Source organism: Streptomyces sp. NPDC051822, from assembly GCF_044452745.1.
Taxonomy (GTDB): domain Bacteria; phylum Actinomycetota; class Actinomycetes; order Streptomycetales; family Streptomycetaceae; genus Streptomyces.
This window is the reverse complement of record NZ_JBITBZ010000011.1, coordinates 1-14,258: the sequence shown is the minus strand read 5'-3', so window position 1 is coordinate 14,258 and position 14,258 is coordinate 1. Positions and strand designations below refer to the sequence as shown.

Here is a 14,258-nt window from a genome sequence, read left to right as displayed (position 1 = left end):
CCCCGGGAATGCGGGGGTACGAGAACCGGGACCGCTGAACGGACCCTGAGCAGGAGGAGGTTGTCCCGTGCGGATCGAGCCGGCCGAGGCGATGACGACGTACGTGACCGACGGTACGTGTGAGGACCTGCCCGTTCTCGAAGCCCCACACGAGCTGCCACCTCACGACGCGCGTGCGCTGTCCAAGGTGTTCTTCCGCGAACTGGCGGCGCGGGAGGAGGGGACGGAGGAGCACCAGTACGTCCGGAACACGCTGATCGAGATGAACATGACGCTGGTGCGGTACGCGGCGAGGCGGTTCCGCGCGCGCGGCGACGAGATGGAGGACATCGTCCAGGTCGGCATGGTCGGTCTGATCAAGGCGATCGACCGCTTCGACCTGTCGCGCGAGGTGGAGTTCGCCACCTTCGCCGTGCCGTACATCCTGGGCGAGATCAAGCGGTTCTTCCGTGACGCCACCTGGGCGGTGCACGTTCCGCGCCGCCTCCAGGAGGCGCGGGTCGAGCTGGCGAAGGCGACCGACGAACTCAGCTCGCAGCTCGGCAGGGCCCCGAGGGTCGCGGAGCTCGCCCCCGTCATGGACCTGTCCGAGGAGGAGGTGATCGAGGCACAGGTGGCCGCCAACGGCTACAACACGACGTCCCTCGACGCCCCCGTCACCGGCGGTGACAGCGACGAGGACGACGCGGCCCTGGCCGACGTCATCGGCCAGGACGACCCGGCCCTCGAACTCTTCGAGGACTTCCACACCCTCGCCCCGCTCGTGGAGGCCCTCGACGAGCGCGACCGCCTCCTGCTGCACCTCCGCTTCGTCGAGGAGATGACGCAGACCCAGATCGGCGAGCGCCTCGGCGTCTCCCAGATGCACGTCTCACGACTGCTCGCGCGGAGCCTGAACCGCCTGCGGGACGGCATGGCCGTCGCCGGGACCGACGGCTGACCACGGCTGAGTGAGCGCTGAGCGGGGGCGCACGGCCCGGTCGCCGGGTCGTGCGCCCCCGCTCAGCGCTCACTCGGTGGATCTCAGCGGACCGAACCGAGGAACGCGCGGGTGCGCTCCTCGGCGGGCGAGTCGAGCAGCTCGGCGGCCGGTCCCGACTCGACGACCCGGCCCCGGTCGAACATCAGGATCCGGTCCGAGACGTCCCGCGCGAAGCCCATCTCGTGCGTCACGCACAGCAGGGTGATGTCGGTCCGGTGGGCGACGTCCCGCAGCACGTCGAGCACCTCCGCCACCAGCTCCGGGTCCAGCGCGGACGTCACCTCGTCCAGGAGCAGGATCTCGGGCCGCATCGCGAGCGCGCGGGCGATGGCCACCCGCTGCTGCTGGCCGCCGGAGAGCCGCGTCGGCTTGGCGTCGACCTTGCCGGCGAGCCCCACCAGGTCGAGCAGCTCCCGGGCCCTGCGCCCGGCCTCGTCCCGGCTCTCGCCCAGGACGTGGACCGGCGCCTCCACCACGTTCTCCAGGACGCTCATGTGCGGGAACAGGTTGAACTGCTGGAAGACCATGCCGATCCGGCGCCGCCGCGCCGCCAGATGACGCTCGCTCGCCGGCACCAGCTTCCCGCCCGCGCGGCCCGGCATGTGGGAGAAGGGCTGCCCGGCCACGTGGATGACGCCGTCGGTCACCCGCTCCAGCGTCATCAGGAGCCGCAGGATCGTGGTCTTCCCCGACCCGCTCGGACCGATCAGCGTCACGCGTTCACCGCGGGCCACCTCCAGATCGAGGCCGTCGAGCACGGTCTGGTCCCCGTACCGCTTCGTGACGCGGTCGAAGCGGACCGCCAGGTCCTCAGTGGGCAAGGCGTGCCTCCAGTCGTCGTATCAGCACGGACGTCGGCCAGCTCGCCAGCAGGAAGACGGCGGCGGCCAGGGTGAAGCTCTCCAGATAGGCGAAGTGGGTGCTGCCGAAGGTGTTCGCCTCGTGGACCATCTCCTGCACCGTGATCACCGAGAGCAGCGGCGTCTCCTTGAACATGGAGACCGCGTAGTTGCCCAGGGGCGGCAGCACGTTGCGGACGGCCTGCGGCAGCACCACCGCCCGCCACACCCGCCGGCGCGGCAGCGACAGCGCCGTGCAGGCCTCCCACTGCGCCCGGGGTACGGAGTCGATGCCCGTCCGGTACACCTCGGAGAGGTACGTGGCGTAGTGCACGCCGAGGACCAGGACCCCGAGCGTCGGCGCGTCGAGCCCCGGCACCAGCACCCAGGCCGCGAACAACTGCACCAGGAGCGGCGTCGACCGGACGAACCCGGCCGCCCCGCGCAACGGCAGCGCCAGCCACCGCGGACCGGCCCGCTGCACGAGGGCGAGCGCGAGACCGAGCACCATCGCGACGGCGAACGCCAGCACGGTCGCGACCAGGGTGACGCCGAACCCCTCCAGGACGACCGGCAGAGCGGCCCAAGCCGCCTCCCCGTCCCACATCACACGGTCCTTTCCTGCCCGAGACGGGCCTCAGGGCCCGTCTTCCGGATCATGTCGGGCTCGCGGCGGCCGGCGCCGCGCCTCGCCGCGTTGTCGTCCCTCGCCATGGCTCCGCCATGACTCCCTCCTCCGCCTTGCGATCCACGGCGCCGGCCGCCGCTCCCTGATCCGACCTGATCCGAAAGACGGGCCCTCGCAGCCCGCTCCAAGGCGTTCATCAGCAGGCTCAATACGACGGCCATGCCGAAGTAGACCCCCAGGAGCAGCAGGTACGAGGCCGCCGTCGCGCCCGTCGCCGAGCGCAACTGGTCGATCTGGAAGGTGAGGTCGGGGACCGTGACCAGGGAGAGCAGCGGCGTCGCCTTCAGGAGCTGGATCAGCAGGTTCTTGAACGGCGCGACCATCAGGGCGTGCGCCTGCGGCAGGACGACCCGCCGCAGGCGCAGCACCGGCCCCATGCCGAGCGCGACGGCCGCCTCGGTCTGGGCCCGGGGCACCGCCGCCACCGCGCCCCGCACGACCTCGGAGCCGTACGCCCCGAAGTTGAGACCGAGCGCGAGCACGGCGCAGGCCAGCGGTTCGAGCCGGAACCCGACCATCGGCAGCGCGAAGAACAGCCAGAAGAGCTGCACGTACAGCGAGGTCCCCCGGAAGAACTCCACGACGACCCGCGCCGCTCCGCGCACCGGCCGGCGCGCGGAGCGGGACAGCAGTCCCAGGGTGTACGCGAGGAGCAGGGCGAGCGCGGCCCCGAGCACCGTCGCCTCCACCGTGACGAGGAGCCCCTCGGCGAGCCGGGGCAGCGCGCGGCGCAGCTCGGTGAGGAAGTCAGTCACCGGGGCCGCCCCTCAGCCGGCGCACAGGTCGGCCGTCCGCAGCGAACGGGGCGGTACCTCGCGCTCGGTGAAGCCGTAGCGCCCGATGAGCCCGACGAACCGGTCGGGGGCGCCGGTTATCTTCACGAGCTCCTTGTTGAAGGCGTCCCGCAGACCGGTCGCCCCGGGCCGGAACACGGCGGCGCCCGCGCCGAGCCGGCGCTTGCCGTCGATCTCGGGGACGAAGGCCTCGGTCACCTCCACCGCGGCGCCCCGGTTCGTCCTGGCCAGCCAGCGCAGCGAGATGGCGGTCAGGGCGAAGGCGTCGATCCGGCCCGCGAGGAGGGCGTCGAGGCCGTCCTGCTGCTTGGCCAGCGCCTTCACCGAACCGTCGGGGACGCCCGCCGCCTTGGCGTAGGACGTCTCGACCGCGGCGGTCAGCACTCCTACGGTGGCGCCCTTCGCGGCGCAGGACCGCAGGTCGCTCACCCCCTTCGGATTGCCCTTGCGGACCATCAGGGCGGTGGGGGAGACGAACTCCGGCTCGGAGAAGATCACCTTGGCGCAGCGCTCGGGCGTGATCGACATGCCCGCGCTCACGACGTCGAACCGGTCCGCGAGGAGCCCGGGGATCAGCGCGCCGAACTCGGTCAGCGTCGGGCGCAGCTCGCGCACGCCGAGCGCCGTGAAGACCTCGCGGTGCAGCGTCGGGGCCTCGCCGGCGAGTTCGGCGCCGTCCTGGAACCCGTACGGCGCCTCACCGGCGAACCCGACCCGTACGAAGCCCTGCTTCCGCAGGCGCGCCAGGAGCGCGCCGTCGTCCCCGGGCGCCCCCGTCCCGGCCTGGGTGCGGGTGCACGCGGCCAGCGGGCCCGCCGTGAGCGCGAGTCCGCCGAGGAGCGCCGTCCGGCTCATGAAGCGGCGCCTGCCGAACGCTGCCTGACCGGTCATGCGCTGTCCCACGGGCGCGCGGCGACGAAGGACGGCCGCCGGACCGGGGCGGCGAAGGGCGCCTCGGGCTGGTTCTCCACGCTGTTGAAGACGAGGAACACGTTGCTCCGGGGGTACGGGGTGATGTTGTCGCCCGAGCCGTGCAGGGCGTTGCAGTCGAACCAGGTGGCCGAGCCCGCCGGGCCCGTGAAGTGGCGGATGCCGCAGGCGTCGGCGAACGTGGTGAGCGCCTCGTGGGACGGCGTGCCGGCGTCCTGCATCCGGAGCGACTTCTTGTAGTTGTCCTCCGGCGTGGCCCCCGCGCAGCCCAGGAACGTGCGATGCGAGCCCGGCATGATCATCAGACTGCCGTTGGTGGTGTGGTTCGGGGTGAGCGCGATCGACACCGACACCGTCCGCATCCTCGGCAGACCGTCCTCGGCGTGCCAGGTCTCGAAGTCGGAGTGCCAGTAGAAGCCGCTGGCGCCGAAGCCGGGCTTGACGTTGACCCGCGACTGGTGGACGTAGACGTCCGAGCCGAGGATCTGGCGGGCGCGCCCCACGATCCGCGGATCCTCGGCCAGCCGGCCGAAGACCTCGCTGATCCGGTGGACCTCGAAGAGGGAACGGATCTCCTGGGAGCGGGGTTCGACGACCGCCCGCTCGTCCGCCCGCATGGCCGGGTCGGAGACGAGCCGGTCCAGTTCCGCCCGGAGCGTGTCGACCTCTTCGGCGGTGACGATCTCGTCCACCGTGACGAAGCCGTCGCGGTCGTACTCCTCCAGTTCACGGGCCCAGAAGGGGCCCGCCGTGCCGGGCTCGGACCACACGACGGGGTCCTTGCGGCCGATCAGCTCCTCCTCGGAGCCACGGGTGGGGTAGAGGTCGACGGGACGGGTGGGTGCGGAGGCCATGAGGGAGCGTGCCTTCCTTTCTCGTACGGGTGCGTTCGTCCGGTGGTGTGCCGTGCTTCAGGCGTCGTGCCCGACGGGCCCGTCGGGCTCGGTCAGCAGGGGGTAGACGCCGTTCTCGTCGTGGTCCTCGCGGCCCGTGACGGGCGGGTTGAAGACGCACAGGCAGCGGAAGTCCTGCTTGACCCTGAGGGTGTGGCGCTCGTGTCCGTCGAGGAGGTACATCGTTCCGGGCACGATCGTGTAGGTCCTGCCCGTCTCCAGGTCGGTGAGCTCGGCCTCGCCGGCCGTGCAGACCACGGCCTCGACGTGGTGCGCGTACCACATGGAGGTCTCGGTGCCGGCGTACAGGACCGTCTCGTGGAGGGAGAAGCCGACCCGCTCACGGGCCAGGACGATCCGCTTGCTCTCCCAGGTGCCCGAGGCGGCCCTCACGTGCCGCTCGGTGTTCTCGAGCTCGTCGAAGGTACGGACGATCATGGGTGTTGCCTTTCGGATCCGGGTGGAAAGGGGGGCGGTGGCTCAGGCGGTGTGGCGGACGGAACGGGCCAGGATGCCGAGCCCCTCGTCGAGCTCGTCGTCCGTCGCCGTCAGCGGCGGCAGCAGCTTGACCACCTCGCCGTTCGGACCCGAGGTCTCCACGAGCAGACCGGTCTCGAAGGCGCGCCGGCACACGGCCTCCGCGCGCTCCCCGTCGGCGAACTCCAGGCCCCACACGAGGCCACGGCCGCGGACCGCCAGGCCCATGCGCCCGTCGTCCGCGCACAGGTCGAGGAGGGCGCTCTCCACCCGGTCGGCCCGGCCCAGGGTGCGCTCGCGCAGGACGCCGTCGCGCCAGTACGCGTCCAGGGCGGCCGTGGCGGTGACGAAGGCCGGGTTGTTGCCGCGGAAGGTGCCGTTGTGCTCACCGGGCTGCCACACGTCGAGCTCCGGCCGGAACAGGCAGAGGGCCATGGGCAGGCCGTAGCCGCTGATGGACTTGGACAGGGTGACGATGTCGGGCGTGATGCCCGCCTCCTCGAAGGAGAAGAAGTCGCCGGTGCGTCCGCAGCCCATCTGGATGTCGTCGACGATGAGGAGCATGTCGTGCCGGCGGCACAGGTCCGCGAGCCCGCGCAGCCACGCGGCCCGCGCGACGTTGATGCCGCCCTCGCCCTGGACGGTCTCGACGATCACGGCCGCGGGGTGGTCGAGGCCGGAGCCCGCGTCGTCGAGGAGCCGCTCGAACCAGAGGAAGTCGGTGAGCTGTCCGTCGAGGTAGTCGTCGAAGGGCATCCGGATCGCGTGGTGCAGCGGGACGCCCGCGCCGGCGCGCTTGGCGGCGTTGCCGGTGACCGCGAGCGAGCCGAGCGACATCCCGTGGAAGGCGTTGGTGAAGGACACGACGGTCTGGCGCCCGGTGACCTTGCGGGCGAGTTTCAGGGCGGCTTCCACGGCGTTGGTGCCGGTGGGGCCGGGGAACATCACCTTGTAGGGCAGCGAGCGGGGTTCGAGGACCGTCTCGTGGAAGGTCTCGAGGAAGTCGCGTTTCGCGGTCGTCGACATGTCGAGGCCGTGGGTGACCCCGTCGTCGGCGAGGTAGTCGAGCAGCGCCCGCTTGAGCGCGGGGTTGTTGTGGCCGTAGTTGAGCGAGCCCGCGCCGGCGAAGAAGTCGAGGTACGGACGCCCCTGCTCGTCGTACAGCCTGCTGCCGGTGGCGCGTTCGAAGACGACGGGCCAGGCGCGGCAGTAGCTGCGGACCTCCGACTCCAGGGTCTCGAAGACGGAGGGGGTCCCGAGGGCGGTGGGGGCGGCGATGTCGATCAGGGTCACGAAGTCTCTTCTCCAGAGGTGGTTCGGGTGCGTGGTGGGCGCGGACGAGGGCTCAGGACGCCGGGGCACCGAGGGGGCCGATGCTGTACAGCACCTCGGACTCGTGCCCCGAGGAGGGGAACGTGGCCGAGGGGAACAGCACCTCCTGCGTCAGGTCCGCGCCGTGTCGACGCGCGTAGGACCGGAACAGCCGGTCGGACGCGAGGTTCCCGGGGGTGACGGTGGCCTCGACACGGCTGACTCCGTGCTCGGCGGCCACGCGTGCGGACAGGGCGTCGAGCAGGGCCCCGGCTACCCCGCTTCCGCGGTGCGAACCCTCGACGGCGACCTGCCAGACGAAGAGCGTCCCCGGCGCGTCGGGGCGCAGATAGCCGGTGACGAAGCCGATCGGGCGTCCGGAGGGGTCACGGGCGACGGCGGTCGTGTCGGCGAAGTCGCGGCACCACAGCAGATAGCTGTACGGGGAGTTGAGGTCGAGTTCCCCCGAGCCACGGGCGATCCGCCAGAGGTCGGCGCCGTCCGCGATCGTCGGGAGTGTCGTCAGGGCTGTGGTCATGGGCGCCGAAGCTACCGAGTGGATCTCGGAACTTCCTGGGGCTGGACCCTTGTCCGGCACATGGTGATCGTGATAGGTGCGCCGACGGCCTCGGTGCCGGGAATGCAGGCTTCGCCGCATGACAAAGGGTGACGAAAGGGGGTGAAATGACCGTTTATAACGGGTGGATAACTCCTGATGGGTGGCCCGTCGTGCACGCGAAGAGCGTGAGAAGATCTGCGATTTCACGTTTGAAGGCGGTGGGAGCGGTCAGGCGTAGAGGCCCTCCGAACGCGCCGGAGCCGGGCCGGGTGCTGCGAGCCCGGCCCGGCTCCGTTCGGTCCTGCGGTGGTGCGGTGGTGCGGTGGTGCGGTGGTGCGGTCGTGCGGGTGTGAGGACTACCAGATCGCCTCGACCCACTCGGGGTGGTCGATGAACGGGTTCCGGTTGCCCTGGTAGGTGCCGTAGATGATGTCGTTACGGCGTTCCTCGAAGGCGCTCGGCGGGTCCTGCTGGTTCCACTGCTTCAGGATCGAGAGGCGGCCGTGCCAGGGGACGCTGCCGTTGGACGTCGACTCGTTGGGCTCCAGGTCGGCCCAGGCGTCGTCACCCTCGTACCGGACGGCCATGTAGAGGATCATCCGGGCCACGTCGCCCTTGTCGGCGTTGCGCGGTTCGAAGGAGTTGGAGTCGGTGTAGCTGCCGGTCGCGCCGCTGACCGCGCTGCCGCCGAAGTCCCAGTCCTTGTTGCCGCGGATGCTGTTGACCTGGACGTCGCAGGCGCGCAGGTGGTGCAGGTCGGTGCCGGGGCCGGCCGAGGTGCCGAAGCTGCCGTGGGACTGCGCCCACACGTGCTCGCGGTTCCAGTCGCCCACGTCGCCGCCGTTGAGGGACTTGCTGCGCGAGACGCCGCTGTACAGCAGGACCACGTTGGCGGTGTTGTTGGGGTCCTGGTCGGTGACCTTGAGGGCGTTCCAGACCGCGTCGTACGAGATCTTGCTCTGGCTGCTGATGATCGTGTGCAGCGAGGACTTCAGGCTCGTGCCGGTCTTGCCTATCGCGTTCTTGTAGTACGTGCTGTCGTACGCGGTGGTCGTGGCGCTCGCGGGAGTCGCGGTGACCGCGGGGAGCGTGATGCCGACGAGGGTCGCGGCGACGGCCGCCGCCCACACCTTCCATCTGCCGATCCGCACAACGGACATGGGGGGCCCTTTCCCGGGGACGGTACGCGCGGGGCGGCGGGAGCCGGCTCAAGGATCCCGCTGTCTACGCGTGTTGACTTCGTGTCACCGGGAGGGTGGCACACGTCAGGTACCTGTCATGTAACGGGGAGGAGGCTGTTCCGTGACGTTCTCGCATATGGAGCCAACGGGCGGAGCCCGAGGCTGGTCCGAAGGCGGGCTCAGGCGCCCCGGGCCCCGCCCACCGGCATCCCCTTCGGCTCCTTGATCCGCTTCATGATGATCTGCGAGTTGACCTCGGTGACCCCGGCCAGCGTCGTCAGACGCTCGATCCACAGCCGCTCGTACGCCGCGAGGTCGGCCACCGCGATCCGGAGCAGGCACCCGGGGCTCCCGAACAGGCGGTACGCCTCGATGACGTCCGGCACGTCCTGGAGCGCCGCCTCGAAGGCCTCCACCGTCTCCCGGTCCCGACGCACCTCCACCGAGACCAGGACCTCGAACCCGCGGCCCACCGCCTCCGGGTCGATGATCGCCCGGTAGCCCTGGATCACCCCGTCCTGCTCCAGCTGGCGCACCCGCCGCAGGCAGGGGGACGGACTGAGCCCCACCCGCTGGGCCAGCTCCTGGTTGCTCAGGCGCCCGTCTTCCTGAAGCTCGCGCAAGATATGCAGATCGATTCGGTCCATGGCGCAATTATCTACCACGAAGAAACATTTCCTCAGCCGATTTCGCAATCGTCTTGCGCGCCTCCTGCCCTATCGTTGCCGGGCAGGGAGATCTGGGTACGGAGTAAGGACGGCAGGCATGAAGCGGACGAACGACGGGGGAGCGCGCCGGATCGTCGTCATCAGCACCGGCGGCACGATCGCGAGCCGCTGGCAGGGCACCGGCTACGCGGCCGACGCCTCCGGCAGCGACGTCCTGGCCACCGCCCCCCTCCCCGAGGGCGTCACCGTCGAGGTCGTCGACCTGTTCAACGTCAACAGCTCGCGCATGACCGCGGCCCATCAGCTGACGCTCCTGCGCACCGTCCACGAGACCCTCGCCGACCCCGGCGTCGACGGCATCGTGATCACCCACGGCACCGACACCCTGGAGGAGACCGCCTTCCTCCTGGACCTGCACCACACCGACGTCCGCCCGGTGGTCCTCACCGGCGCCCAGCGCCCCTTCGGCACCGGCGACGGTGACGGCCCCGGCAACATGTACGACGCGCTCCAGGTCGCCGCCACCGTCAGCGACCTCGGCGTCCTCGTCGTCTTCGACGGCCGCGTCCACGCGGCCCGCGGCACCGTCAAGAGCCAGACGCTCGCCGCCGACGCCTTCTCCGACCCCTCCGCCGAGCGCCTCGGCCGCGTCGGCTTCTCCCGCGTCGACATCGAACGGCAGCCGGAGCGCCCCATGCCGCTGCCGCTCCCCGCCGCCGCGCACACGGCGGTCCCCGGTGCCACCGGCCCCGACGCCGTCGTGCTGCCCCGGGTCGACATCGTCACCCACCACTCCGACGGCGACCCGTTCCTGCTGAACGCGGCCGTCGCCGCCGGCGCCCGCGGCATCGTCCTCGAAGCCACCGGCGCGGGCAACGCGACCCCCGAGATCGCCGCCGCCGTGGCCGACGCCGTCGCCCAGGGCGTCCTCGTCGCCGTGAGCACCCGCGTGCCCGCCGGGCCGCTCGCCGAGATCTACACCGGCGGCGGAGCCGTCGACCTCGTCGCCGCCGGGGCGCTGCTGACCGGCACCCTGCGTGCCGCCCAGGCCCGGATAGCCGTCCTCGCCACGCTCCTTGCCGAGGGCGGCGCGGTTACGGGCGACCCGGCCCGGAGCACGGCCCTCCTGCGCCGCCTCCTCGAAGGACCGGTCCGCGTGGAGCCGGCCCTCGCCACCGGCGGCTCCCGCTCGGCCTCGGCGGTCGCCGCCCGCGCGTAGCGCCGGTCCAGCCGGGCCACGGCCGGGCAGGCCCGTCCCGGCGCACCCCAGAACCCCGGCTCGCGGGCGGCGCCCTCCCGCCCGCCCGCGAGCCGGAGCCAACCCCTTCCCGCGGTTTCCCGGGACCGAGCGAGTACTTCCACGCGGTCACACCGCCTGGTGACAACTCCCGGTCACATCGACCGGTCACCATTTCCTGGCCACACCGCCCGGTCACTTTCCTGGCCACACCGCCCGGGCACCCCGACTGCCGTACGGCCCCGCCGCCCGGCCGCCTCGCCGTGCCCACGGCACCGACCTTCTCTCGTACGGCACGCACCCTCCCCTCCCCTCCCCAAGGACCGCATTCATGCTTCCCGCCCCGGCCCCGCACCCCGCTCCCGTCCGCCGCGAGCACGATCTGCTCGGTGACCGGGACGTCCCCGCCGACGCCTACTGGGGCGTCCACACCCTGCGCGCCACCGAGAACTTCACCGTCACCGGTACGCCGATCTCCGTCTACCCGCTGCTCATCGACGCGCTCGCCGCCGTCAAGGAGGCCGCGGCCCGCGCCAACGAGGAACTCGGCCTGCTCCCCGCCGACAAGGCCGACGCCATCGCCGGTGCCTGCCGGGAGATCCGTACGGGGCGCCTCCACGACCAGTTCGTCGTCGACGTGATCCAGGGCGGCGCCGGCACGTCCACCAACATGAACGCCAACGAGGTCGTCGCCAACCGCGCCCTGGAGCTCCTCGGCCACGCCAAGGGCGACTACGGCCGCCTCCACCCCAACGAGGACGTCAACCTCGGCCAGTCGACGAACGACGTCTACCCGACCGCGATCCGCATCGCGGCCATCGGGGCGGCCCGCGAACTCCTGAAGGCGATGGCCGTGCTCCAGGACGCCTTCGCCGCCAAGGCGCTGGAGTTCCGCGAGGTCGTGAAGATGGGCCGCACCCAGCTCCAGGACGCGGTGCCCATGACGCTGGGCCAGGAGTTCTCCACGTACGCCGTGATGCTGGAGGAGGACCGCAGCCGGCTCGCGGAGGCCGTCGAGCTCATCCACGAGATCAACCTCGGGGCCACCGCCATCGGCACCGGCCTCAACGCCGCCCCCGGCTACGCCGAGACCGCCCGCCGCAACCTCGCCGGACTGACCGGCCTGCCGCTCGTGACCTCCGCCAACCTGATCGAGGCCACCCAGGACTGCGGCGCCTTCGTGCAGCTCTCCGGAGTGCTCAAGCGCATCGCGGTGAAGCTCTCCAAGACCTGCAACGACCTGCGGCTGCTGTCCTCGGGCCCGCGCGCGGGGCTCAACGAGATCAACCTGCCGCCGGTGCAGGCCGGTTCCAGCATCATGCCCGGCAAGGTCAACCCGGTGATCCCCGAGGTCGTCAACCAGGTCGCCTTCGAGGTGATCGGCAACGACATCACCATCACCATGGCCGCCGAGGCTGGGCAGCTCCAGCTCAACGCCTTCGAACCGGTCATCTTCCACGCCCTGTCGAAGAGCCTCCTCTCCCTGCGCGCGGCCTGCCTGACCCTCGCCGAGCGCTGCGTCAGCGGCATCACCGCCAACACCGAGGCGCTCCGGGCGGCCGTCGAGAACTCCATCGGCCTGGCCACCGCCCTCAACCCGCACCTCGGCTACATCGCCGCCACGGCCATCGCGCAGGAGGCGCTCGCCACCGGGCGCGGAGTCGTCGAACTCACCCTGGAGAAGGGGCTGCTGCCCGCCCACCGGCTCGCCGAGCTGCTCACCCCCGAGCGCCTCACCGGCGCGCCTGGGCCGTCCGTGGCCCGATGAAGTTACCCGTCGGTTTCGCGTGACTTCCCCGACGCACGACAGTAGAACATGTTCCCATTCGCTCACGAGTGAGGAACATCACATGAGTGAACACCCCTTGTCCGCAAAGGGAACCGGCGGCGTCAGCCGTCGCCGGTTCCTCGCGGGAACAGGTTCTCTTCTCGGCGCCGCGGCGCTCGCCGGCCAGACCGTCCCCGCCCATGCCGACACCGGCCTCACCGCCATCCCGCACAGCCCCCTCCCCGCCGGCGCGCACGTCCGTGCCCTCGTCATCGGCACCGGCTACGGCGGCTCGGTCGCCGCCCTCCGCCTCGCCCGCGCGGGCGTCGCCGTCCACATGGTCGAGATGGGCATGGCCTGGGACACCCCGGGGGCCGACGGCAAGATCTTCGCCAACACCACCACGCCCGACTACCGCTCCTTCTGGCTGCGGACCCGCACCAAGCAGCCGCTGAGCAACTTCCTCGGCTTCCCGCTCGACAAGGACGTCCCCCGCCACACCGGCATCCTCGACGCCGAGGACTTCGCCGGCATCACCGTCTACCAGGGCCGGGGCGTCGGCGGCGGATCCCTCGTCAACGGCGGCATGGCCGTCACACCGCGCCGCGAGAACTTCGCCGCCATCCTCCCCACCGTCGACGCGGGGGAGATGTACTCCACGTACTACCCCCGCGCCAACGCCGGACTCGGCGTCACCGCCGTGGACCCGGCCTGGTGGGAGAGCGCCGCCTGCTACCAGTACGCCCGCGTCGGCCGCAAGCACGCCCAGCGGTCCGGCTTCCCCTTCGTGTTCGTCCCGAACGTCTACGACTGGGAGTACATGAAGCAGGAGGCCGCCGGGGCCGTACCGAAGTCGGCCCTCGACGGCGAGGTCATCTACGGCAACAACCACGGCAAGAAGACCCTCCAGAAGACCTACCTCGCCCAGGCCGCCGCCACCGGTCGCGTCAGCGTCTCGGTGCTCCACAAGGTCACCTCCGTCACCCCGAGGCCCGGCGGGGGCTACACGGTGGCCGTCGACCAGATCGACACCACGGGCGTCACCCTGGCGAGCAAGACCGTCACCGCCGACAAGGTCTTCTTCGCCGCAGGCAGCGTCGGGACGAGCAAGCTCCTCACCCGTCTGAAGGCCACCGGCGCGCTCCCCGCCCTCAACGGCGAGATCGGCAAGGGCTGGGGCGACAACGGCAACGTCATGTGCGGGCGGGCCAACCACATGTGGGACCCGACCGGGAAGCTGCAGTCGGCCATGCCCACCGCCGGCATCGACAACTGGGACGCGGGCGGCGCCTTCGCCGAGGTCGCCCCGCTGCCCACCGGCATCGAGACCTACGCCTCCTTCTACCTCTCGATCACCAAGACCCCCCACCGGGCCGAGTTCACCTGGAACCCGGCCACCGGCAAGGTCGACCTGAGCTGGGACCGGGCCTGGAAGCAGACCTCCATCGACGCCGCCAAGACGATCTTCGACAAGATCAACTCCAAGGAGGGCACGATCTACCGCACCGACCTCTTCGGCGCGTACAAGATCTGGGGCGACCACCTCACGTACCACCCGCTCGGCGGCGCGGTCCTGGGCAAGGCGACCGACAGCCACGGCCGGCTCCACGGCTACACCGGTCTGTACGTCATCGACGGCGCCCTGATCCCCGGCAACGCCAGCGTCAACCCGTTCGTCACCATCACTGCGCTCGCCGAACGCAACATCGAACGGATCGTCGCCGAGGACTTCTGAGGGCGAGAAGGAAGGGCCGGCCGGTGTCCCGGCCGGCCCTTCCGCACACGACTAGGGGGTGTCTTGCCGATCAGGCCGGGCTCGCGGGGTCTGGTGCCGCGCCTCGCCGCGTTGTCGTCGGTTGCCATGGCTCCGCCATGGCGCCCTCCTCCGCCTTGCGATCCACGGCACCAGACCCCGCTCCCTGATCCGGCCT

14 protein-coding genes are annotated in these 14,258 nt (G+C 71.2%); 4 read left to right on the top strand and 10 right to left on the bottom strand.

Going from position 1 to position 14,258, the window contains the following annotated elements; all coding sequences use genetic code 11:
* Positions 1-91 precede the first annotated feature (91 nt).
* Positions 92-940 (top strand): RNA polymerase sigma factor SigF, encoded by an 849-nt coding sequence (locus tag ACIA8N_RS28420; RefSeq protein WP_365787512.1) that lies wholly within the window; start codon positions 92-94, stop codon positions 938-940.
* 83 nt (positions 941-1,023) lie between these two features.
* Here ACIA8N_RS28420 and ehuA read toward each other — a convergent pair whose 3' ends face one another.
* From ehuA to ACIA8N_RS28370, 10 genes are all read right to left on the bottom strand, one after another.
* Positions 1,024-1,803, bottom strand: a complete 780-nt coding sequence (ehuA, locus tag ACIA8N_RS28415) for an ectoine/hydroxyectoine ABC transporter ATP-binding protein EhuA (RefSeq protein WP_365787837.1) — start codon at positions 1,801-1,803, stop codon at positions 1,024-1,026.
* The gene (gene ehuD, locus ACIA8N_RS28410; RefSeq protein WP_365787839.1) at positions 1,793-2,428 is read right to left on the bottom strand and encodes an ectoine/hydroxyectoine ABC transporter permease subunit EhuD; all 636 of its coding nucleotides are present in this window, start codon (positions 2,426-2,428) and stop codon (positions 1,793-1,795) included. The genes ehuA and ehuD overlap by 11 nt, the downstream gene beginning before the upstream one ends.
* A complete protein-coding gene (gene ehuC / locus ACIA8N_RS28405; RefSeq protein ID WP_365787841.1) occupies positions 2,428-3,264 on the bottom strand; it encodes an ectoine/hydroxyectoine ABC transporter permease subunit EhuC in 837 nt (278 codons plus the stop codon). The genes ehuD and ehuC overlap by 1 nt, the downstream gene beginning before the upstream one ends.
* Positions 3,265-3,276: 12 nt before the next feature.
* A complete protein-coding gene (gene ehuB / locus ACIA8N_RS28400) occupies positions 3,277-4,194 on the bottom strand; it encodes an ectoine/hydroxyectoine ABC transporter substrate-binding protein EhuB (protein WP_365787843.1) in 918 nt (305 codons plus the stop codon).
* Positions 4,191-5,087 (bottom strand): ectoine hydroxylase, encoded by an 897-nt coding sequence (thpD, locus tag ACIA8N_RS28395; RefSeq protein WP_365787845.1) that lies wholly within the window; start codon positions 5,085-5,087, stop codon positions 4,191-4,193. The genes ehuB and thpD overlap by 4 nt, the downstream gene beginning before the upstream one ends.
* 57 nt (positions 5,088-5,144) lie before the next feature.
* Positions 5,145-5,564 carry an ectoine synthase gene (locus ACIA8N_RS28390; protein WP_365787847.1) on the bottom strand — a complete coding sequence of 140 codons (420 nt, stop codon included), beginning with the start codon at positions 5,562-5,564 and terminating at the stop codon, positions 5,145-5,147.
* 42 nt (positions 5,565-5,606) lie between these two features.
* Entirely contained in the window at positions 5,607-6,896 is a 1,290-nt protein-coding gene (ectB, locus tag ACIA8N_RS28385; RefSeq protein ID WP_399416813.1) for a diaminobutyrate--2-oxoglutarate transaminase, read from the bottom strand.
* 52 nt (positions 6,897-6,948) lie between these two features.
* Positions 6,949-7,452: a diaminobutyrate acetyltransferase gene (ectA, locus tag ACIA8N_RS28380; protein WP_365787849.1), complete on the bottom strand. Its 504-nt coding sequence runs from the start codon at positions 7,450-7,452 to the stop codon at positions 6,949-6,951.
* Positions 7,453-7,829: 377 nt separating this feature from the next.
* The gene (locus tag ACIA8N_RS28375) at positions 7,830-8,633 is read right to left on the bottom strand and encodes an endonuclease (RefSeq protein WP_365787851.1); all 804 of its coding nucleotides are present in this window, start codon (positions 8,631-8,633) and stop codon (positions 7,830-7,832) included.
* A 200-nt stretch (positions 8,634-8,833) separates the two neighbouring features.
* Positions 8,834-9,301 (bottom strand): Lrp/AsnC family transcriptional regulator, encoded by a 468-nt coding sequence (locus ACIA8N_RS28370; RefSeq protein ID WP_365787853.1) that lies wholly within the window; start codon positions 9,299-9,301, stop codon positions 8,834-8,836.
* Between the two features lie 118 nt (positions 9,302-9,419).
* On the opposite strand from ACIA8N_RS28370, the gene ACIA8N_RS28365 reads away from it, so the two are divergent.
* The 3 genes from ACIA8N_RS28365 (at position 9,420) to ACIA8N_RS28355 (ending at position 14,062) form a co-directional block, all read left to right on the top strand.
* The gene (locus ACIA8N_RS28365) at positions 9,420-10,541 is read left to right on the top strand and encodes an asparaginase (protein WP_365787855.1); all 1,122 of its coding nucleotides are present in this window, start codon (positions 9,420-9,422) and stop codon (positions 10,539-10,541) included.
* A gap of 349 nt (positions 10,542-10,890) precedes the next feature.
* Positions 10,891-12,327 carry an aspartate ammonia-lyase gene (locus ACIA8N_RS28360; protein WP_365787941.1) on the top strand — a complete coding sequence of 479 codons (1,437 nt, stop codon included), beginning with the start codon at positions 10,891-10,893 and terminating at the stop codon, positions 12,325-12,327.
* An 82-nt stretch (positions 12,328-12,409) separates the two neighbouring features.
* Entirely contained in the window at positions 12,410-14,062 is a 1,653-nt protein-coding gene (locus ACIA8N_RS28355) for a GMC oxidoreductase (RefSeq protein WP_365787942.1), read from the top strand.
* The last annotated feature ends 196 nt before the right edge of the window (positions 14,063-14,258 follow it).